This is a genomic window from Telluria sp. ZT3P39 (assembly GCF_059685935.1).
On the sequence record NZ_JCASIH010000017.1, the window covers coordinates 72,002 to 90,146 of the forward strand.

21 protein-coding genes are annotated in these 18,145 nt (G+C 65.3%); 13 read left to right on the forward strand and 8 right to left on the reverse strand.

Features of this window, described 5'->3' with window-relative positions:
- Nucleotides 1-49: 49 nt before the first annotated feature.
- Together AC56LR_RS15910 and AC56LR_RS15915 are read left to right on the forward strand one after the other, a co-directional pair.
- Nucleotides 50-2,287 carry a PhoX family protein gene (locus tag AC56LR_RS15910; protein WP_497131796.1) on the forward strand — a complete coding sequence of 746 codons (2,238 nt, stop codon included), beginning with the start codon at nucleotides 50-52 and terminating at the stop codon, nucleotides 2,285-2,287.
- Between the two features lie 107 nt (nucleotides 2,288-2,394).
- Nucleotides 2,395-2,856: a hypothetical protein gene (locus AC56LR_RS15915; RefSeq protein ID WP_497131797.1), complete on the forward strand. Its 462-nt coding sequence runs from the start codon at nucleotides 2,395-2,397 to the stop codon at nucleotides 2,854-2,856.
- On the opposite strand, the gene AC56LR_RS15920 is transcribed toward AC56LR_RS15915, so the two are convergent.
- On the reverse strand, nucleotides 2,853-3,746 hold the full coding sequence (locus AC56LR_RS15920; RefSeq protein ID WP_497131798.1) for a LysR family transcriptional regulator ArgP: 894 nt from the start codon (nucleotides 3,744-3,746) through the stop codon (nucleotides 2,853-2,855). The genes AC56LR_RS15915 and AC56LR_RS15920 overlap by 4 nt on opposite strands.
- A 95-nt stretch (nucleotides 3,747-3,841) precedes the next feature.
- Here AC56LR_RS15920 and AC56LR_RS15925 point away from each other — a divergent pair, with 95 nt between their 5' ends.
- Both AC56LR_RS15925 and AC56LR_RS15930 read left to right on the forward strand, forming a co-directional pair.
- Nucleotides 3,842-4,456, forward strand: a complete 615-nt coding sequence (locus AC56LR_RS15925; protein ID WP_497131799.1) for a LysE/ArgO family amino acid transporter — start codon at nucleotides 3,842-3,844, stop codon at nucleotides 4,454-4,456.
- A gap of 54 nt (nucleotides 4,457-4,510) precedes the next feature.
- Nucleotides 4,511-5,581 carry an NAD(P)H-dependent flavin oxidoreductase gene (locus tag AC56LR_RS15930; protein ID WP_497131800.1) on the forward strand — a complete coding sequence of 357 codons (1,071 nt, stop codon included), beginning with the start codon at nucleotides 4,511-4,513 and terminating at the stop codon, nucleotides 5,579-5,581.
- 13 nt (nucleotides 5,582-5,594) lie between these two features.
- On the opposite strand, the gene AC56LR_RS15935 is transcribed toward AC56LR_RS15930, so the two are convergent.
- Nucleotides 5,595-6,224 (reverse strand): DUF6624 domain-containing protein, encoded by a 630-nt coding sequence (locus tag AC56LR_RS15935; protein ID WP_497131801.1) that lies wholly within the window; start codon nucleotides 6,222-6,224, stop codon nucleotides 5,595-5,597.
- A 22-nt stretch (nucleotides 6,225-6,246) separates the two neighbouring features.
- Nucleotides 6,247-6,771 carry a GNAT family N-acetyltransferase gene (locus AC56LR_RS15940; protein ID WP_497131802.1) on the reverse strand — a complete coding sequence of 175 codons (525 nt, stop codon included), beginning with the start codon at nucleotides 6,769-6,771 and terminating at the stop codon, nucleotides 6,247-6,249.
- A gap of 121 nt (nucleotides 6,772-6,892) precedes the next feature.
- Between AC56LR_RS15940 and AC56LR_RS15945 the strand changes: the two genes are divergently transcribed.
- From AC56LR_RS15945 to AC56LR_RS15960, 4 genes are read left to right on the forward strand one after another with little or no spacing between them, the layout of a single operon-like run.
- Nucleotides 6,893-7,231 (forward strand): DUF6152 family protein, encoded by a 339-nt coding sequence (locus AC56LR_RS15945; protein WP_497131803.1) that lies wholly within the window; start codon nucleotides 6,893-6,895, stop codon nucleotides 7,229-7,231.
- Between the two features lie 14 nt (nucleotides 7,232-7,245).
- Nucleotides 7,246-7,725, forward strand: coding sequence for a DUF6644 family protein (locus AC56LR_RS15950; protein ID WP_497131804.1), 480 nt, complete (start codon nucleotides 7,246-7,248; stop codon nucleotides 7,723-7,725).
- 50 nt (nucleotides 7,726-7,775) lie between these two features.
- Nucleotides 7,776-8,459 (forward strand): SOS response-associated peptidase, encoded by a 684-nt coding sequence (locus tag AC56LR_RS15955; RefSeq protein ID WP_497131805.1) that lies wholly within the window; start codon nucleotides 7,776-7,778, stop codon nucleotides 8,457-8,459.
- A 25-nt stretch (nucleotides 8,460-8,484) separates the two neighbouring features.
- Entirely contained in the window at nucleotides 8,485-9,255 is a 771-nt protein-coding gene (locus AC56LR_RS15960) for a glutaminyl-peptide cyclotransferase (protein WP_497131806.1), read from the forward strand.
- Here AC56LR_RS15960 and AC56LR_RS15965 read toward each other — a convergent pair whose 3' ends face one another.
- Nucleotides 9,256-10,281, reverse strand: coding sequence for a zinc-dependent alcohol dehydrogenase family protein (locus AC56LR_RS15965; RefSeq protein ID WP_497131807.1), 1,026 nt, complete (start codon nucleotides 10,279-10,281; stop codon nucleotides 9,256-9,258).
- 169 nt (nucleotides 10,282-10,450) lie between these two features.
- Here AC56LR_RS15965 and AC56LR_RS15970 point away from each other — a divergent pair, with 169 nt between their 5' ends.
- The gene (locus AC56LR_RS15970) at nucleotides 10,451-10,939 is read left to right on the forward strand and encodes a hypothetical protein (RefSeq protein WP_497131808.1); all 489 of its coding nucleotides are present in this window, start codon (nucleotides 10,451-10,453) and stop codon (nucleotides 10,937-10,939) included.
- Nucleotides 10,940-11,000: 61 nt separating this feature from the next.
- Here the strand turns inward: AC56LR_RS15970 and AC56LR_RS15975 are convergent, their stop codons facing one another.
- Entirely contained in the window at nucleotides 11,001-11,936 is a 936-nt protein-coding gene (locus tag AC56LR_RS15975) for a DUF808 domain-containing protein (protein ID WP_497131809.1), read from the reverse strand.
- A 197-nt stretch (nucleotides 11,937-12,133) separates the two neighbouring features.
- Between AC56LR_RS15975 and AC56LR_RS15980 the strand changes: the two genes are divergently transcribed.
- The 4 genes from AC56LR_RS15980 to AC56LR_RS15995 all read left to right on the forward strand — a co-directional run bounded on the left by AC56LR_RS15980 (nucleotide 12,134) and on the right by AC56LR_RS15995 (nucleotide 15,547).
- Nucleotides 12,134-12,355: a BrnA antitoxin family protein gene (locus AC56LR_RS15980; RefSeq protein ID WP_497131810.1), complete on the forward strand. Its 222-nt coding sequence runs from the start codon at nucleotides 12,134-12,136 to the stop codon at nucleotides 12,353-12,355.
- A gap of 89 nt (nucleotides 12,356-12,444) precedes the next feature.
- Nucleotides 12,445-12,729 (forward strand): HU family DNA-binding protein, encoded by a 285-nt coding sequence (locus AC56LR_RS15985; protein WP_497131811.1) that lies wholly within the window; start codon nucleotides 12,445-12,447, stop codon nucleotides 12,727-12,729.
- A 99-nt stretch (nucleotides 12,730-12,828) separates the two neighbouring features.
- Nucleotides 12,829-13,467: a LysE family transporter gene (locus AC56LR_RS15990; RefSeq protein ID WP_497131812.1), complete on the forward strand. Its 639-nt coding sequence runs from the start codon at nucleotides 12,829-12,831 to the stop codon at nucleotides 13,465-13,467.
- 142 nt (nucleotides 13,468-13,609) lie between these two features.
- The gene (locus tag AC56LR_RS15995) at nucleotides 13,610-15,547 is read left to right on the forward strand and encodes a DUF6600 domain-containing protein (protein WP_497131813.1); all 1,938 of its coding nucleotides are present in this window, start codon (nucleotides 13,610-13,612) and stop codon (nucleotides 15,545-15,547) included.
- Between the two features lie 252 nt (nucleotides 15,548-15,799).
- On the opposite strand, the gene AC56LR_RS16000 is transcribed toward AC56LR_RS15995, so the two are convergent.
- Genes AC56LR_RS16000 through AC56LR_RS16010 form a run of 3 tightly spaced genes read right to left on the reverse strand, consistent with a single transcriptional unit; the run spans nucleotide 15,800 to nucleotide 17,474 of the window.
- Complete coding sequence (locus AC56LR_RS16000; RefSeq protein ID WP_497131814.1) at nucleotides 15,800-16,258, reverse strand: hypothetical protein; 459 nt, start codon at nucleotides 16,256-16,258, stop codon at nucleotides 15,800-15,802.
- Nucleotides 16,255-16,929, reverse strand: coding sequence for a hypothetical protein (locus tag AC56LR_RS16005; RefSeq protein ID WP_497131815.1), 675 nt, complete (start codon nucleotides 16,927-16,929; stop codon nucleotides 16,255-16,257). The genes AC56LR_RS16000 and AC56LR_RS16005 overlap by 4 nt, the downstream gene beginning before the upstream one ends.
- The gene (locus AC56LR_RS16010; protein WP_497131816.1) at nucleotides 16,917-17,474 is read right to left on the reverse strand and encodes a PAAR domain-containing protein; all 558 of its coding nucleotides are present in this window, start codon (nucleotides 17,472-17,474) and stop codon (nucleotides 16,917-16,919) included. Before AC56LR_RS16010 ends, AC56LR_RS16005 begins: the two co-directional genes overlap by 13 nt.
- Between the last annotated feature and the right edge of the window lie 671 nt (nucleotides 17,475-18,145).

The window sequence follows — 18,145 nt, forward strand, 5'->3', positions numbered from 1 at the left end:
TTGGCTGCCTACCATGCACGGACTTACCCCCCACCGAACAGGACCCTCCGTGAACAAGCCGTTTGATCTCGCCCGCATCCCTGTCGACCATGATGACACCGACACCAACGTTTCGTCGAATGAGCATTTCAGCAGCGTGCTGGAAGCGCGCCTGAGCCGACGCAGCCTGCTGCGCGGCGGCGCCGCCTCGGCCGCCACCGCGATGCTCGGCGCCCTGGGGCTGGGTGGCTGCGGCGGCTCGGCCACCGGCACCCCGCCGGTCGCGGTCACGCCGCCGACCGACAAGCTGCTCGGCTTTACGGCCGTGTCCAAGAGCCTGCTTGACGCCGTGGTGGTACCGGCTGGCTACACGGCCAGCATCCTGTACGCGATGGGCGACCCGCTCACCGCGTCCACGGCCGCGTTCAAGAACGACGGCAGCGATACCGATCATGAAAATCGCGCCGGCGACCAGCACGACGGCATGGAATTCTTCCCGCTCTCCGGCGCCGGCGCGGCATCGACCACTGCCAACGACCGCGGCCTGCTGGCGATCAACCACGAAGCCACCATCGACGAGAAGCTGTCCGCCTTCTTCCTGCACCCGAACGGCGGCACCATGAGCCTGCCGCGCCCGGCCGCCGAGGTGGACAAGGAAATGGCGCTGCACGGCCTGTCCGTGGTCGAAGTACGCAGGAACGGCGCGAAATGGGAATACCTGAAGGATTCGCCCTTCAACCGGCGCGTGCACCAGCAGACCGAGATCGAGATCTCGGGTCCGGTGCGCGGCAATGCGCTGGTCGTCACGCGATATTCGACCAACGGCACCAGGATCCGCGGCACGCTCAACAACTGCGGCACCGGCAAGACCCCGTGGAACACCTATTTGTCGGGCGAAGAAAACTGGTCGGGATATTTCACCCGCGCCGCTGCGGACGATGCCGCGCGCGCCGACAAGAGCGTGGTCTCGCTCAAGCGCTACGGGCGGGACGCCGGCGCGGCCTCGCGTCACGGCTGGGAAACCGGCGGCCTGGATGACAAATACGCACGCTGGAACCTGGGCCGGAAGGGCGCATCGGCGGACGGCAGCGACGACTACCGCAACGAGATGAACGGCATGGGCTATATCGTCGAGATGGACGCCTATGACAAGACCCGCGTCATCAAGAAGCGCACCGCCCTGGGGCGCTACGCCCACGAAAGCGCGGCCTTCGGCAAGGTGGTGGTGGGCCAGCCGCTGGCCGTGTACATGGGCGACGACTCGCGTAACGAATACATTTACAAGTACGTGTCGACCGCGCGGTGGAGCGCTGACGATGCCACGGCGCCGGACCGCATCGCCACCGGCGACAAATACCTCGACGACGGCAAGCTGTACGTCGCCAGATTCCTGGCCGACGGCAGCGGCCAGTGGATCGAGCTGTCGATCGCCCATCCCCTGATCGCCGCCTACGCCGGCTACGCGTTCGCCGGCCAGGCCGACGTGCTGGTCAACGCCAGGCTGGCGGGCGACGCCGTGGGCGCCACCAGGATGGACCGCCCCGAATGGTGCGCGGTGAACCCGGTCAACGGCGAGATCTACTTCACGCTCACCAACAACAGCAACCGCCGCGTCGAGCCAGGCGGCGCAAGCCAGAGCGCGCCGGACGCCGCCAACCCGCGCGTCTACACCGACATGAAGGGCAGCACCGCGCAGGTGGGCAACCCGAACGGCCACATCATCCGCGTCAGGGAAGGAACTGCCGGCCCGGCTGCCACCAGCTTCCGCTGGGACGTCTACCTGTTCGGCGCCGAAGCCGCTGCCGCCGCCACGGTCAACCTGTCCGGCCTCTCCGCCGACCAGGATTTTTCCAGCCCGGACGGCCTGGCTTTCAGCGCCGCCACCGGCATCTGCTGGTTCCAGACCGACGACGGCGCCTACACCGATGTCACCAATTGCATGATGCTGGCCGGCGTGCCGGGCCAGGTCGGCGACGGCAAGAAGGTCTCCCTGAGCTACCCGCGCGCCAACGGTACCATCCTGAACGTGGACACCTATGTCGGCCTGGCCGCTACCCCCGACACACTCAAGCGCTTTTTGGTCGGTCCGGTCAGCTCGGAGATCACCGGCATCGCTGAGACTCCGGACGGCAAGGCGCTGTTCGTGAACATCCAGCACCCGGGCGAGAGCACGGCGTCCGCGAATGTCGGCGACCCCACCAGGTACACCAGCCAGTGGCCATCGAATGCGGGCTACGGCGCCGGCAAGCGCCCGCGTTCGGCGACGATCGTGATCACGAAAAATGACGGGGGCCGCATCGGCACCTGATCGTGGACACAAGCGTTCTCGGTGTCCCTTCTTCGTCCACCGCAAGAAGCGTTCAAGGCAGGCATGGCAGCATCGGGAATGCGCAATCTTTGCAGCAGGAGCAGGCCATGCCGACCATGTCGTTATCAAATTACTTCCACATCACCCGTGCCAGCGCGCTGTACGACATCGTCGTGACCGCGCCCTTCGCCACCCCCTGGACCTTCGCCATGCTGCATGCCCAGTTATCAAGCACCAATGTCTGGATGGGCGGCGAGCCGCTGGCGCCGTTCGCGCTGGTGAACATCCTGATCACCTGCCTGATGGGCAGCCTGGTCATGCTGTGGTCCGCCATGCGGCTGTTCCAGCCCAGCCTGGCGCTGGGACGCTACGACGGGGTCGGGCGCTTCCTGTTCGCGGGCTGGATGATCTGGGCGCTGGCCGAGGGCGGGCTGCCGCTGGTGTGGCTGTTCCTGATTCCCGAAGTGCTGTGGGGCGTGGCGCAGTGCTGGCCGGTGGAACGCTCGCCTGGCGTGGAGCGCCGCCGGCCTTCGCGCCTGCGGCTCGTCAGCCTGTCGTCGACCTCCTAAGGAAGCGGCAGCAGCACGCCGCGTGCGGCCTTCAGGAGCGCGGCGCCCATGCGCTCCAGGCGCGGCGGCTGGATGCGCCAGGCGTGCCAGTACAGTGGCACGTCCACATGCAGCGGCGGGGTCAGGTCGACCATGGTTCCGTCAACCAGCATCGCCTCGCACTGCTCCAGCGGCAGCAGGCCATACCCCATGCCGAGGCGGATCGCCTGGCCGTACGGATCGCTCGCCGGCACGTAGTGGAAGGGATAGGCGCCTTCCGGCAGCCCGAAGTGCTTCAGTAAAAAGGCCGACTGCAGCGAATCCTTGCGGTCGAACACCACCACCGGCGCGCGTTGCGCGGCGTCGCGGTTGAAGCCATCGGGGAACCAGGTGCGTGCAAAGGCGCTGGAGGCCACCATCCGGTAGCGCATCAGGCCCAGCGTGCTCACCGTGCAGCCATGCATGGGCGTGGCTTCTCCCGCGATGCAGGCCACCACCCGGCCCTGCTCCAGCAGGGCGAAGGTATGGCCCTGGTTATCGAGCACGAATTCCACCAGCAGCTCTTCCGCTTTCAATATCGGCGCCAGCACCGGCAGCAGCCAGGTGGCGAGGGTGTCGTTGTTGACCGCCAGCGCTACCCGCACCGGCCCCTCGTCCATGCCCATCTCGGCCAGGAATTCCGATTCCAGCAGGGTGCTGCGGCGCAGGTATTGCAGCAGGCGCGTGCCCGGCCCGGTGGGCCGGCAGGGACGGCTGCGCACCAGCAGCGGCGTGCCGAAATCCTGCTCCAGCGCCGAAATGCGCTGCGAGACGGCCGACGGCGTGATGGCCAGCTGCGCGGCCGCCAGCTCCAGGCTGCCGGTATCGACGGCGGCCATGAAGGCGGCGCTGCGGCGGGGATCGATCTGCATTGGATTAATTTTTCTTATGCGTCTTTAAATATCATGAATATATTTGAATTACGGTGCCTTGACATGGAACATGCCGGTTCTCACAAGGAGTCCGCATGTTTTCGCAACAGGTTTATCTGCAGGGGCTGGGCCTGGGCGCCAGCCTGATCATGGCCATCGGCGCCCAGAACGTCCACGTCATCCGCACCGCCGTGCGCGGCCAGCACGTGCTGGCGACGGTTGTCACCTGCATCGTGGTCGACGTGCTCCTGATCGCCCTCGGCATTGCAGGGCTGGGCGCCATCGTCGAAGCCTCGCCGCTGCTGCTGGCCGTGGCGCGCTACGGAGGCGCCGTCTTCCTGGTCTGGTATGGCTGGCGCTGCTGGAAGAGCAGCCTGCAGGGAAGCGCCTCGCTCGAGCTGTCGGGGCAGGGGGCGCAGACGCTGGGCCGCGCGCTGGCCACCGTGCTGGCACTGTCGCTGCTCAACCCGCACGTCTACCTCGACACCGTGGTGCTGCTCGGCGCGGTCGGCAGCAGCCTGGCCGGCGACGCCAGGCCCTCGTTCGCGGCCGGTGCGATGACGGCGTCGGTGCTGTGGTTCGCGGGACTCGGCCTCGGCGCCCGGCGCTACGCCCCGGTGCTGGGCCGCCCGGCGGTGTGGCGCGCCATCGAAGCCTTTACCGGGACCCTGATGCTGGTGCTGGCCGTCGTTCTGGTGCGCTCAGCGTAAGCGCGCAGCTCTCGCTATACTCGTGTTCCGACCTTCCTTTCGCCGGAGCCGATCATGCGCGCCAACCTGCTGTCGATGCTGAACATCCGCCACCCGATCATCCAGGCCCCGATGGCGGGGGTCTCGACCCCCGCGCTGGCCGCGGCCGTGTCGGAAGCAGGCGCCCTCGGTTCGATTGCAGTGGGCACGAGCACGCCGCAGCAGGCGCATGCGGCCATCGCCGCCGTGCGCGAAAAAACGAACAAGCCCTTCAACGTCAACGTGTTCACCCATGCGCCCGCAAGGAGCGACCCGGCGCGCGAAGCGGCCTGGCTGGAATGGCTGCGCCCGCATTTCGCCCGCTTCGGCGCCGAACCGCCGGCGGGCTTGACCGAGATCTACCGCAGCTTCCTGTCCGACGAGGCGATGTTCGAATTGCTGCTGGCCGAGCGCCCTGCCGTGGTCAGTTTTCATTTCGGCCTGCCGGAGCAAAGGCAGATCGATGCGCTGAAAGCGGCCGGCATCGTGCTGTTCACCACCGCGACCTCGCTGGAAGAAGCGCTGCAGATCGAAGCGGCCGGCATCGACGTGATCGTCGCCCAGGGCATCGAGGCGGGTGGGCACCGCGGCATGTTCGATCCTTCCGCGCCAGACGCGGCGCTGTCCACGTTCGACTTGCTGCGCCGGCTGTCCGGCAAGGTGTCGGTGCCCCTGGTGGCCGCCGGCGGCATCATGGACGGGAACGATATCCGCACCGCGCTCCAGCATGGCGCCAGCGCAGTCCAGATGGGCAGCGCCTTCATCGCCTGCCCGGAATCCTCGGCGCCGCCGCACCACCGCGCGCTGATCGCGCAGGGCGCCGGGTTGCAGACCGAACTCACGCCGGTCATTTCGGGACGGCCCGCGCGCGGCATCGTCAACCACTTGTTTACCGAGATCGGCGCACCCGGCCATCCGCCGCTGCCGGACTATCCGATCGCCTACGACGCCGCCAAGGCGCTGCAGGCCGCGGCGTCCAGCAAGGGCAGCCAGGATTACTCCGTCAACTGGGGCGGCACCGGCTTCGCCCGGGCGCGCAGCATGCCCGCCGGCGAACTGGTGGCCGCCCTGGCCGCCGAAATCAACGCAGCACAATCAACACCCTGAACAGACATGACATTTACTGTCGTTTGACCATGCCCTGGCAATGCTGCATGTCCAGCACCATCCGCTTGTAGGCATCCAGCGGCGGCATCTTGAGCGCCGCGCGGCGCGCTTCCACTTTCGCCCGGTCTTCCAGCGGCGAGAAATCGAGGTCGCAGGGGTTGCTGGATGTCGACTCGAGCTGCGTGCCATAGGGCTGCGGGCGTTTTTCCGCCACCGCGATCCGGTCCGCGAGATAGGCCAGGTTGCTGTTTACGCCTTCGCCGCTCGCGGCGGCCGCCTGCTCGATCAGCACCAGCGCCTGCTTCTGGAACGCGGTGTCATGGTCTGCATGCTGTGCCAGCAGCCAGGCGCTGCCCGCAGCCTGTTCCCCAAATTTTGCCTTGGTCGGCCACCCACAGCGCGCCACCCATGCCTTCAGGCGTTCGGTGTTGGTACGGTCGACCAGCATCAGCTGCCCGCGCAGCTTCACCTGCGCAGGATTCTCCGGATCGAGGAAGTCCAGGCGATGCCGCAGCGCCTGGTCGGCGCCGGTCATGGCCGCGAGGTCGGCGGCGATACCGCTGCACGCCTCGGCGGCCTGCGCGGAACCGGATATGCCGAAGCTGGCCGCCAGCAGCGCGGCAGGTAAAAACATGCGGTGCATCTTGTCTCCCGAAGTGTCGCGGCTAGTCTACCGAGCCGCCCTGCCCCGGTCCATGCGGGCCGCATGGAAGCAGCTTTTCCATGAAGACCGAGCGCAGCGCGATTCCGCTGCGGTGCGGGTAGAGCTCTTCGCGCAGCGCGACAAAACCTGCGCGTTCGTAGAAGGGCACCGCGTTGAGCGAGGCCGAGAGAAACAGCCGTGTCAAGCCGCGGGCCACCGCCATCGCTTCGAGCGCCGCCAGCAGCCGCAAGGCGATGCCGCGTCCCTGCTGGCCTGGATCGACGAAGACCGCATCGACTTCGCCGCTGTCCAGGTCGAGGATGGCGTAGCCGAGCATGCATCCATCTTGTTCCTCCACCAGGGCGCCGCCGGCGGCCACCAGGCCGGGGAGCGATTCCGGCGCCGGGCTGGCGCACCAGGTGTCGATCACCTCGGACGGATAATGCGAGGCGCAGGAAACGCGGACCGCACGGGTGCGCAAGGCCCACATGGCGGCAAGGTCGGCCTGGGTGGCGGGACGCTGGTTCGGCATGGCGGAAGGGTGCAAGGTCGATGAATGCTCAGCTTAGCCGATCCCGCAGCCGTGCGCGCATGTCGCCGAAAACTGACGGTGGCTCGCAGCACCCGGGCGTAGAATGGCTTGTCCTTTCCATCACTGGAGTGTGCCCATGAAACGCTGGTTCCTGCTGGCCGCATTGGTGGCCACCACAGCCTCCGCCCACCACGGCTGGAGCGAGTACAACGCCGACAAACCGCTCACGCTGGCCGGCACCATCGCGGAGTCCGGCTACATGCAGCCGCATGGCTACGTTCGCCTCAAGACGGCCGACAAGACCTGGCTGGTGGTGCTGGCCCCGCCCGGACGCATGGAAAACCGCGGCCTGCCGAAGGAAAACCTGGCGGTCGGCGCCCAGGCCACGGTGATGGGTTATCCACACCGCAGCAAGGCGGACGAGCTGCGCGCCGAACGCATCACGATCAAGGACAAGACCACGGAGCTGCGCTGATTCCGGTGCAAGACATGCGCGCAGGCGAGACGGCCGCCTGGGCCGCGTCCCTGCCGCTGGCGCTGGCCCTGCGCGAACACCCCTGGCTCTACCCGATCGTCGAGACCCTCCACATCCTCGGCTTTGCCGTGCTGGTGGGGGCGGTGGCGATGTTCGACCTGCGCGTGCTCGGCTTCGGCCGCCAGCTCCCGGTCAAGGCGCTGGCGCGCCACCTGCTGCCCTGGTCGGCCGGCAGCATGCTGCTGGTCGTGCCTACCGGACTGCTGCTGTTCATCGCCGATCCGGTGGCGTTGCTGGCCAACCGCGTCTTCCTGCTCAAGCTCGGCCTGATCCTGGTTGCGGGCATCAACGCCCTCGCCTTCCATGCCGGGCCTTACCGGCAGGCGGACGCCTGGACCGGGCGTGCGCCGCCGGTGGCCGTGCTGCACGCGCTGCTGTCGCTGGCCTTGTGGATTGCCGTGATCACCGCCGGGCGGCTGATTGCCTACTACTAGCCGCGCCGGCGGTTGCCAAGCTGCGTCCGCAGCACTATGCTGGCCACATCATGTGCGTCAACTACCACACCCCCACCCGCGAGCAATTCGGCACGCTCGGCGCCTTCAGCGATTTACCCGCCGACTGGCGCTGGCCCGACGAAGTCTGGAAAGATTACCTGGCCCCGATCGTCAAGCGCGGCAGCGACGGCGGGATAGAGCCTTGCCTGGCCAGCTACGGCATGGTGCCGCGCCGGCACATCCCGCCCGGCGTCAAGCCCTTCGACACAATGAATGCGCGCGCCGAATCGCTGGGCGAGCGGCGTTCGTTCGCGCCAGCCTGGCGCCGGCTGCAGCTGTGCGCCGTGCCGATGGCCTGGTTCTACGAACCCTGCTACGAAAGCGGCCGCGCGCAGCGCCACGCGATCGGGATGCAGGACGACAGCCTGTTTTTTGTAGCGGGCCTGTGGCGCGATTGGGTTGATGCCGATGGCGCGATGTCGTCCTCGTTCACCCAGATCACGATCAATGCCGACGACCACCCGCTCATGTCGCGCATGCACAAGCCGGACGACGAAAAGCGCTCGCTGGTCGTGATCGCGCCCGATGAAGTCGGGGACTGGCTGGCCTGCCGCGACGTGGAGATGGCGCGCAGCTTCCTGCGGCCGTATCCGGCGGGGCGCATGAAGGACTGGGCGGCGCCGCAGACGGTGCGCAAGGCGCCAGTTGAATCGTCGAACCTCTCGCTGTTTTAAATAGGGTCATGCTACAGTCGTCACCATGCTGAAACGACTCGCCACCTTCGCCCTCGCCTGCACGCTCGCCGGCGCCGCCCAGGCGGCCGTTCCCCTGTACGGCTTCGTCGTCAAGAACGCCTACCCGCACGATCAGAAGGCCTTCACGCAGGGCCTGTTCTTCCGCGACGGCCACCTGTTCGAGACCACGGGCCGCGCCGGCAGCTCCTCGCTGCGCAGGGTGGACCTGGGCAGCGGCAAGGTACTGCAAAAAGCCGACATGCCGGCCGACGTCTTCGGCGAAGGCTCGACCCCGGTCGGCCACGACATCGTGGCGCTGACCTGGACCTCGCAGGTCGGCTATGTCTTCGACATGAAGACCTTCAGGCTGAAGAACACCTTCAAGTACGCGGGCGAAGGCTGGGGCCTGGCCAGCGACGCGAAGCAGGTCTACATGAGCGACGGCAGCGCCACTATCCGCGTCCTCGCGCCAAACAACTACCAGGAACTGCGCCGCATCCAGGTCACGCACGAAGGCAAGCCGGTCACCCAGCTCAACGAGCTCGAAATGGTCGACGGCGAACTGTTTGCCAACGTCTGGGGCAGCGACCTGATCATCCGCATCGACCCGGCCAGCGGCAAGGTCAAGGGCGTGATCAACCTGGAGGGCCTGCTGCCGCCCGCGCAGCGCCGCACCGCCGACCCGGACGCCGTGTTGAACGGCATCGCCTGGGACAGCAAGCGCCGGCGCCTGTTCGTCACCGGCAAGCTGTGGCCGAAGGTGTTCGAGATCGAACTGGTACCGATCAAGCGGTAATCAAGACCGGCCGGTCACGTCGATCACCACCTTGCCGAAGTGCGAGCCCGATTCCATGTAGCGGTAAGCCTCCTGGGCCTGGGCGAAGGGGAAGACGCGGTCGATCACGGGCTTGATGCCGGCCACGTCGGCAAAGCGCATCACCTCGTCCAGCATGCCGCGGCTGCCGACAAAAATGCCGACCAGGCGCTTGGCCGTGGCCAGCAGTGATGCCGGGTTCACTTCGCCCCCGAAGCCGCTCACGCCACCGATGATCGCCACCGTCCCGCCCATCGCCGCCGACGACACCGAGCGGTTGACCGTGCCCTTGCCGCCCACTTCCAGCACCACGTCCGCGCCCTTGCCTTGCGTGAGGGCCAGCACTTCCTCATGCCATTCCGGGATCTCCTGGTAGTTGATCGTGTGGTGGGCGCCGAGCTCGCGCGCGCGCTGCAGCTTGTCGTCGCTGGACGAGGTGATGATGGTGCGCAGGCCGGCCGCCTTGGCCAGCTGCATGCCCAGCACCGAGACACCGCCGGTCCCCAGCAGCAGCACGGTGTCGCCCGGTTTGATGCCGTTACTCGACACGAAGATGGCATTCCAGGCGGTGACGCCGGCGCAGGGCATGGTGGACGCTTCCACGAAGCTCAGGCTGGCCGGGATCTTCGCCAGCGCGTCCTCGTGCAGGACGACTTCTTCGGCCAGCATGCCGTCGATGTCGCCGCCGAGCGAACGGCGGATTTTCTCAGGCGAGGTCTTGCCGTCGGCCCAATGCGGGAAGAACGAGCCGACGACGCGGTCGCCCACCTGCACGCGCGTCACGCCCGGCCCGGTCGCCAGCACTTCGCCGGCGCCGTCCGAGCACGGGATGATCGGGTCGTCCACGTTGACCAGGTAGTTACCGCTGGCGACCATCAGGTCGCGATAGTTCAGCGACACCGCATGCACGCGGATGCGCACCTCGCCCAGCGCCAGGTCGCGGTCCGGGTAATCCACACACTGCAGCCCGTCGATGTTCGCACCGGGAAGAATCTGGTAAGCCAGCATGATTTTCTCCTTTTAAATCAGCTTGTTATGTATTTCGGACGGGCCCGGCCGCTGCGCTCGCCGCTGCACTCGCAAATCGGCGCGCCAGCCGAACGGATTGTTCGGTATTGTGGTCAAGCCAACAACATTCACATCCATGCATTCTGTTACCGAATCTGAAGGGGATCTCATGCAAGACTGGACCACGACACTACAGCGGGGCATCGTTTCCGGCGCCGCCTCGAGCATCCTGTCGACGGTGGCGCTGGCCATTGTCGGCAAGAAGGAAACCGGCAGCGCTTTCGCGCCGACCAATGCAGTCAGCCATTACGTGAACGGCGAGAACGCGGCCCTGCACAACAAGCCTTCGATGCGCTACACCGTCCCGGGCTACCTGATCCACCATGCCAGTTCCACCTTCTGGTCCATCGCGTTCGAAAAAGTGGCAGGCAAATACCTGGACCGCAAGACGCCAGTCGGCATCCTGACTGCCTCTGCCGCCACCTCGGCCTTTGCCGCGTTTGCCGACTACAAGCTTACTCCCAGGCGCTTCCAGCCGGGCTACGAGAAGCGTATCTCCACGCCGGGCCTGGCGATCGTCTACGCAGCGCTGGCGCTCGGACTGGCTGCCGGGACCGCCCTGACGCGCAAGGACGAGCCGACGCCGCCATCAGTCTAGGCCAGAAGAAAAAAACGCGCCGTCCGTTGCCGGGGCGCGTTTTCCAGGAAGCAGGCGGTGCTCAGTGCGCCACGGCCTTTTTGCCGCGCATGCGCTGCACCAGGGTGACCACCACCAGCACCAGCGCACCGACGATCACGCCGGCAATCGCATCGACCACGGTCGGCGCGATCGCCGCCAGCACGCCGCCGATCGCCGGTACACCCGCCACCATGCCGGCAGTGCTTTCCGAGAAATGGTGCAGCGGCGCCCAGGCATGGGCAATGATGCCGCCGCCGACCATGAACATGGCCGCGGTGCCCACCACCGACAGGAATTTCATCAGGCGCGGGGCCGTGGCCAAGAGCAGCTTGCCGGTGTTGCGCGCCAGGCCGCCGGCCTTCTGGCTCAGGTACAGGCCGGCGTCGTCCATCTTGACGATGGCCGCCACCAGGCCGTACACGCCGATCGTCATCGCCAGCGCAATGGTGACCAGCACCATGACCTGCTGGCTGAATGGGGCGTTTTCCACGGTACCCAGGGCGATCACGATGATTTCCGCCGACAGGATGAAGTCGGTACGCACCGCGCCCTTGATCTTGTCCTTTTCCAGTTCGACCATGTCGACCGCAGGATTGGCCAGGGCGGCCGACAGTTCGGCCTTGTGCTGGGTGTATTCTTCCTTGTGCAGGAATTTGTGGGCGAGCTTCTCGGCGCCCTCGAAGCACAGGAAGGCGCCGCCGATCACCAGGAGCGGGGTGATCAGCCAGGGCACGAAGGCCGAGATGGCCAGCGCCGCCGGCACCAGGATCGCCTTGTTCTTGAACGAGCCCTTGGCCACCGCCCACACCACCGGGATTTCGCGCTCGGCATGGACGCCGGTCACCTGCTGGGCGTTCAGCGCCAGGTCGTCGCCAAGCACGCCGGCGGTCTTCTTCGCCGCCACTTTGCTCATTACCGCTACGTCGTCGAGGACGCTTGCGATGTCGTCCAGTAATAACAGCAGGCTGCCAGCCATTGATTGCTCCAATTGTGTCAAGTTTGCATCATCTTACCGGAGGCAGGATTCCCAGTCACACGGTTCAGCGCGGCTTTTTGCATTCCAGTCGCGTAAATCTGCATCTCGTCGCTTTTGGCGGGCGCAGGCAGGGGCGCGACCGTATATTGCACACTGTTGGCTGCGGTACAGCAGCCTCGCCCACCGAAGGAGACGCCATGAATACCGAATCGACCCTGCAGGCAGCCCACGTTGCAGCACCGGCGCGCCGTGTCCGCCCGCCGAAGCGCAAGACCCGTATCACGATCTACCTCGACGACGAAGTCCTGAACGAATTCCGCAACCTGTCCGAGCGCTGCGGCACCGGCTACCAGACCCTGATCAACGCCGCCCTGCGCCACCGCCTGGCCGCACCGGCCGGTGAAACCGGGCTCGCTTAAGACCCGGACTGGATTCGCCTCCGGCGAGCGAGATTACACATAGCAATATTTATGCTAATCTTCCCGCTCTTTTAACCCCGGAGAGACTTATGAAAAAAGGCGAACTGATCGCGGAATTCGCGAAGCGCACCGAGATGTCCGGCGCTGCCGCCAATAGCGCCGTGAACACGATCATCGAGATCATCACCGAGCGCCTGAAGAAAGGTGACACCGTCGGTATCACCGGCTTCGGCACGTTCTCGGTCACCAAGCGCGCTGCGCGCAAGGGCCGCAACCCGGCAACCGGCGAGGTCATCAAGATCGCTGCATCGAAGTCCCCACGCTTCGCTGCCGGCGCGACCCTGAAAGCCGCCGTCAATCCAAAGAAGAAGTAAGGCAGGTCCCAGGGCTCGCGCTGCGCACCGGACTCCCCGGACGCGCGCGCCGGCCCCTTTTCGTTGTCCCCTCCTCTCCCCATTCTCCCCGCCCGCAGCATGAGCTTCGCCACCTGGATCGCCTTTGTCATCGCCGGCACCCTGATCGCCATTTCGCCCGGCTCCGGCGCCGTGCTGTCGATGTCGCACGGGCTTGCCTACGGCCTGAAGAAAGCCAGCGCCACCGTGCTCGGCCTGCAGTTCGGCCTGATCCTGGTGCTGGTCATCGCCGGCGCCGGCGTCGGTTCGCTCCTGCTGGCATCGAGCGTGGCGTTCACGATCGTGAAAACCATCGGCGCGCTCTATCTGATGTGGCTCGGCATCCAGTCCTGGCGCGCCAAGGCCGAAGCGACCTCGGTGAACACCGCCGGCCTGGCCGCGCACCCGAGCTTCGGCAAGCGCGTGATGACCGGCTTCCTCACCAACGCCACCAACCCGAAGGGCATCATCTTCATGGTGGCGGTGCTGCCGCAGTTCATCTCCAAGGACGCGCCGCTGCTGCCGCAGCTGGCGATCCTGGGCGTGACCATGGTGACCATCGACTCGATCGTCATGCACGGCTATGCCGCGCTGGCTTCGTCGATGCAGCGCTTCTTGCGCGACGTGCGCGCCGTGAAGATCCAGAACCGCATTTTTGGCGCCGTGCTGGTGCTCATGGGCTCCCTGCTGTTCCTGGTCGAGCCAGGACGCCGCGCCTGAGGACGGGTGCCGGATCCGTGTATCCGTTACACAGCAGTTGCAACTTTCTGTAAGTACCGTAGTCGTTGTGCGCCCCCGTGCGTTGTAATCTGGTAGCCGTACTTCGTCCACGCCCTTTGCAGACCTCCAGCCGGAGCACACCATGAACAACCGATTCGCCAAGACTGCCGTGATGCTCGCGCTCACGGCGCTATCCACTGCCGCGCTGGCGCAAGGCATGCTCGATACCGAGCCGCCGGGCCGCGTCGGCCGCGTCTCGCTCGCCCAGGGCAAGGTCAGCATCAGCACCGACGTGGGCGACACCGCCACCGAGGCATTGGTGAACTGGCCGGTCACCACACGCAACCTGATCACCACCGCGCCCAACGGCCGCACCGAGCTGCGCATCGGCTCGACCGCGATCCGGGTCGACGGCGACAGCTCGCTCGAAGTCACCGAGCTCGATGACGACAGCCTGCGCCTGCGCCTGCATTACGGCAGCGCCAGCATCCGCATCCTGAGCGAAGACGTGCTGCCCGAATTCGAGCTGGTCACGCCGCAGGGGCGCGTGCGCATGCTGCAACCGGGCCGCCTGCGGGTGGACGCCGAGCGCGTGCGCGACACCAGCGTGGTGAGCGTGTTCGACGGCGAAGCCCAGGTCGACGGCGGCGGCGCAAGCCTCACGGTGCGTGCCGGCCGCAGTGCCGAGCTGCGCGACGACGACGTGCGTACCCTGCAGGCCCGCCGCGACAGTTTTGACGACTGGGCGCTGGCGCGCGACCGCCAGGACGACAGCGCGCGCTCGAGCCGCTACGTCACCACCGAGATGACCGGCTACGAAGAGCTGGACCGCCACGGCATCTGGCAGGACGACGCCGAATACGGCGCGCTGTGGATCCCGCAAGTGGCCACCAGCTGGGTGCCCTACCGCGACGGCCGCTGGACCTGGATCGCCCCCTGGGGCTGGACCTGGGTCGACAACGCGCCCTGGGGCTATGCGCCCTCGCACTACGGTCGCTGGGTGCATGTGCGCAACCGCTGGGCCTGGGCGCCGGGCCAGCGCGAGCGCCGCCCGATCTGGGCGCCGGCGCTGGTCGGCTGGGTCGGCGGCAGCGGCTGGAACGTGAATTTCAACCTGCATGGCTCGCGTCCGGCGACCGGCTGGTATCCGCTCGGTCCGCGCGACCATTTCGTGCCGGGCTACCGGCTGTCGGACGAACGCCTGCGCCGGATGAACAGCTGGCGCGACCGCGATGGCGGCCGCCGCGACGACCACCGCCGTGACCGCGACGGAGACCGTGGCGACGGACCGGGCAAGCCGGATTACCGCCAGCGCGGACTGACCGTGGTCCCGCACGCGAACTTTGGCGGGCGCGGGCAGGTCGTGGTGTCGAACGTACCGCGCGCAACGCCGCAACTGGCCTTGCCGGGCGCGCCGGGTGCGGCGCCGCCGCCGCCGCAGGGATGGCGCGGCACCGGTGCGCGCCGCGACCTTGATCGCGACGGTATTCCCGACCGCGCCGACCGTGACCGCGACGGCGACGGCATCCGCAACCGCGTCGACCGCGACCGCGACGGCGACGGCATCCCGAACCGCCTCGACCGCGATGACCGCGGCCGCAACGACGACCGTTTCAATCGCGGCCAGCGCCAGCCGGTGCTGACGACCAATCCGGTGCCGCGTGCGCCGGTGGCGGCAGCGCCTGCACCCCAGGCGCCTTTCCAGCCCGGTGCGATCACGACCGCGCCGGCGCCGGCAGCGGCGGTGGTCCAGCCTTCCCGGCCGCAAGGCTGGCGCCGTGGCGAACGCGACGACGATCGCAGCGGCTTCGACCGTGCCGACCGGGGCGAGCGCTTCGAGGGCCGCCGCGAGCGCCCGCAGGCGATGCCGCAGCCGCAGGTGCAGGCACAGATGCAGGCACCGCAGCCCCAGGTCATGGCCCCGCCGCCGCGTCCTGCTGCTCCGCCGCCGCAAGCCGTGGCGCCGCCTGCACCACGCGCCGTGGCCGCACCAATGCCTGAGCAGTCCGGCCCGCCGCCGGGACGCCAGCGCGAAGGACGGGCGCGCGAAGCGCGCGGCGAGCGCGAGCAGGAACGCTGAACAAGCAGGGCCGGATGGATCATCAATCATCCGGCCCTTCTTTTTTGGACGCGGGGGGCGATTCCCGCCGCCGAACGCGCGGAAGCTTTCGATTGATGAGGTAGTGGCGCTCGGCTTGCCCCGATGAGCCTGATAAACACCAAGAACATCGCTCGCCGCATAAACAAATCTCTCCGCTCGGCATTGCGCCGCGAGAGCACGGATACGCCATTCAAGTTGCCTGATGAGATGAAGCGTATTAGATGAGAGACGTCAGTCTTTCCATTCCCTGACGATCTGTGCCAGGTCTTCACGAGTCATCTTGCGCGCCTTTAGTATCCGGACAAGATCCTCTTTAGAAACCGGTGTGTCCGCCAGTAACAACGGAAGGTCTTCAGGTCTCACCGGTTCGCCCCATAGGGGGGCGATAAAGTTCGGCTTGTCGGAAACTACCGTTTTGGTCGCAACCTGGGCCTTAATGTTGACATAAACGATATACCGGGTATGACCCTCAGGGAACGCATAGTCCTTGTAAAGGGCGGTCCCAGAAGGCAGCATGTGGTAGTCCCTCTGCTGTGCTTCAGGCTCAAGGACTTCCAGCAGCAGTGGCTCCTGCAATACTAGGTAGGTTGTTTTCTGCATCATTGGAACTCCAAATTTTTGAAATATCATGCCGCCACCGAATATGGCCGCCAGGAGGGCTGTGAAGCCGAGAATGCGCGGTACGTTCACTGCTTGCCTCCATACTTGTTGATTTTTTTCGCCTTTTTAGCCGAAGGACTTTCTAGCATCGCCTGTAAATCCGCAGGCATGAAGATGTAGTTCGGCCAGCCTTTAGCTGAGACTGCAGCCTTTTCCATTACTCCGAGACCGCGTCCTTTTTGAAATGCCGACCAATCTCGGTCAATATCAGGAAAAACAGTCTTGATCGCCGCAACACTTAGCGTCGTGCAATTTGGCCCAAGGGCGTAGTAGGTATCAATCTTAACAACCTTTTTGATAGGTCTATCCGAGAGTACCGGCTTACCGGCAATTTTTTTATCGAAGAACTCCAATATCTTTTGGGCGTTTTCGTCCGTAGTCTCATAAACAAATCCTGTCGTGCCCCGTCCCAAAGCATTTTCTTCGGCAATATAAGCATTGAAGTTGGTCCAAATTCTTAATATTCCTTCCCCCTCGGATTTTCCGAAGCCCCACGCGTTGCCGTAGCGGCCGTAGTCAAACACCCGATCAAGTTCTGCTGTGGTTACGCGAAGTGCGGCATGACCGTAGGTGTGGTCACCGTACGGCCCACCGACCAGCAGCTCAACAGACGCCAGCCGCACCTGAATTGTGGTGCGCTTATTCGTAGAGATCGCGACGCCCTCTTTCGCGGTTCTCGCCGGTACGCTCAGGATCGGCATGAGTCTATAACCATCGAGTGCCCCAGTTCGGGAAAATTGACTTGGCACTGTCCAGCTTTAACTGGTGCGACCCGGGCAAAGCCATTCTGGTCGAGCCGCCCGTGATACTCAGCACCGTTCGGATCAACGACAACAAACGTTTGGTTAGCGATAGGGCTGTCCTTGCCATCAGTCAGCTGGAATTCAATCCAATGCTCTTCATTCAAGAGGTCGGCTGTATCAGGAATATATGCAATGCCAGCATCAGCTGCGACTGGCACCTGGGCGATGCTTGTTGCCGCGTGCGCGTCTCCATGAAAATCATTGTTGTTAGAAAGGCAGGTGCATCCCGCAGAGGTTTGAGCACCGTGCAGAGCCATTGCCGAACCGTCGATAATCTCCGTCAAGTTACCGGTAACGATAACGCAGCTTTTCTTGCAGGCGATCTTGTCACCAATTCGGGCAATTTCCCGCCCTTTTACAGTCGAAAAGGGCGATCCGGTGATTACTGTTCCACCGCAAGAGGTCTTATCGCCGACACAGATACTTCCGAGAATTGCGAACATGTCGTCGCCTTATAAGGGCTGTTGGCACCTTCGTGGAAAATTTCCAAAAGGTACTTTGCGCCAGCGATACAAGGTCGACGTTGATTATGCACAACGTCCCGGTATCTCATTCTGTACTCTTCTAGGGAAAGCAGTAACGCGACTCCAGCACTGCAGATGAATCGACTGTTTACCCCGCAGGAACAAATCCAGGCCTGAATCGTGCACCTGATTCGCAACTCGACCACGCTGGCATCATGGCAGGATCGTCAAGGCCTCGCTGCTGCGCTCAAGCCCGTGATGCGCCACGCAAGGGCGAGCATTCAACAGAATCAAAGAGTTATGAGGACCGTGGGGGAGGTAGGGGATTCCCGCCGCCAGCGCCGCCCATTCCATGCTTTGCACCGCCCGTCGCGGCAAAACGCAGTTCGTCACATTCCGCTCGCGGCGGGGGCGCCGCATGGGTAAAGTGGCATCACTCGCTCGAGGCAGCAGCGCTGCTCCGAGCGGCCCGAATGTCCCGCTATTTCTCCCAGGTAGACAGAAATAGTTCAGGCCGGCTACATGCCGGCCTCTTTTTGTGCGCCCAGCATGGGCGCACTCTTGCGGGTGAAAGTCCCGTCGCGAGCTGACCACAGTGAGCGAAGCGAAACGCAACTGCGGAAGGGTGACCGACCGTGGGGAGGAAGCGT

What these genes read in the sequence shown, in the direction of transcription:
- AC56LR_RS15915 (WP_497131797.1), top strand. Translation starts at nt 2,395, where the DNA reads ATGCCGACCATGTCGTTATCAAATTACTTCCACATCACCCGTGCCAGC.
- AC56LR_RS15920 (WP_497131798.1), bottom strand. Translation starts at nt 3,746, where the DNA reads ATGCAGATCGATCCCCGCCGCAGCGCCGCCTTCATGGCCGCCGTCGAT.
- AC56LR_RS15925 (WP_497131799.1), top strand. Translation starts at nt 3,842, where the DNA reads ATGTTTTCGCAACAGGTTTATCTGCAGGGGCTGGGCCTGGGCGCCAGC.
- AC56LR_RS15930 (WP_497131800.1), top strand. Translation starts at nt 4,511, where the DNA reads ATGCGCGCCAACCTGCTGTCGATGCTGAACATCCGCCACCCGATCATC.
- AC56LR_RS15935 (WP_497131801.1), bottom strand. Translation starts at nt 6,224, where the DNA reads ATGCACCGCATGTTTTTACCTGCCGCGCTGCTGGCGGCCAGCTTCGGC.
- AC56LR_RS15945 (WP_497131803.1), top strand. Translation starts at nt 6,893, where the DNA reads ATGAAACGCTGGTTCCTGCTGGCCGCATTGGTGGCCACCACAGCCTCC.
- AC56LR_RS15950 (WP_497131804.1), top strand. Translation starts at nt 7,246, where the DNA reads ATGCGCGCAGGCGAGACGGCCGCCTGGGCCGCGTCCCTGCCGCTGGCG.
- AC56LR_RS15955 (WP_497131805.1), top strand. Translation starts at nt 7,776, where the DNA reads ATGTGCGTCAACTACCACACCCCCACCCGCGAGCAATTCGGCACGCTC.
- AC56LR_RS15960 (WP_497131806.1), top strand. Translation starts at nt 8,485, where the DNA reads ATGCTGAAACGACTCGCCACCTTCGCCCTCGCCTGCACGCTCGCCGGC.
- AC56LR_RS15965 (WP_497131807.1), bottom strand. Translation starts at nt 10,281, where the DNA reads ATGCTGGCTTACCAGATTCTTCCCGGTGCGAACATCGACGGGCTGCAG.
- AC56LR_RS15970 (WP_497131808.1), top strand. Translation starts at nt 10,451, where the DNA reads ATGCAAGACTGGACCACGACACTACAGCGGGGCATCGTTTCCGGCGCC.
- AC56LR_RS15975 (WP_497131809.1), bottom strand. Translation starts at nt 11,936, where the DNA reads ATGGCTGGCAGCCTGCTGTTATTACTGGACGACATCGCAAGCGTCCTC.
- AC56LR_RS15980 (WP_497131810.1), top strand. Translation starts at nt 12,134, where the DNA reads ATGAATACCGAATCGACCCTGCAGGCAGCCCACGTTGCAGCACCGGCG.
- AC56LR_RS15985 (WP_497131811.1), top strand. Translation starts at nt 12,445, where the DNA reads ATGAAAAAAGGCGAACTGATCGCGGAATTCGCGAAGCGCACCGAGATG.
- AC56LR_RS15990 (WP_497131812.1), top strand. Translation starts at nt 12,829, where the DNA reads ATGAGCTTCGCCACCTGGATCGCCTTTGTCATCGCCGGCACCCTGATC.
- AC56LR_RS15995 (WP_497131813.1), top strand. Translation starts at nt 13,610, where the DNA reads ATGAACAACCGATTCGCCAAGACTGCCGTGATGCTCGCGCTCACGGCG.
- AC56LR_RS16005 (WP_497131815.1), bottom strand. Translation starts at nt 16,929, where the DNA reads ATGCCGATCCTGAGCGTACCGGCGAGAACCGCGAAAGAGGGCGTCGCG.
- AC56LR_RS16010 (WP_497131816.1), bottom strand. Translation starts at nt 17,474, where the DNA reads ATGTTCGCAATTCTCGGAAGTATCTGTGTCGGCGATAAGACCTCTTGC.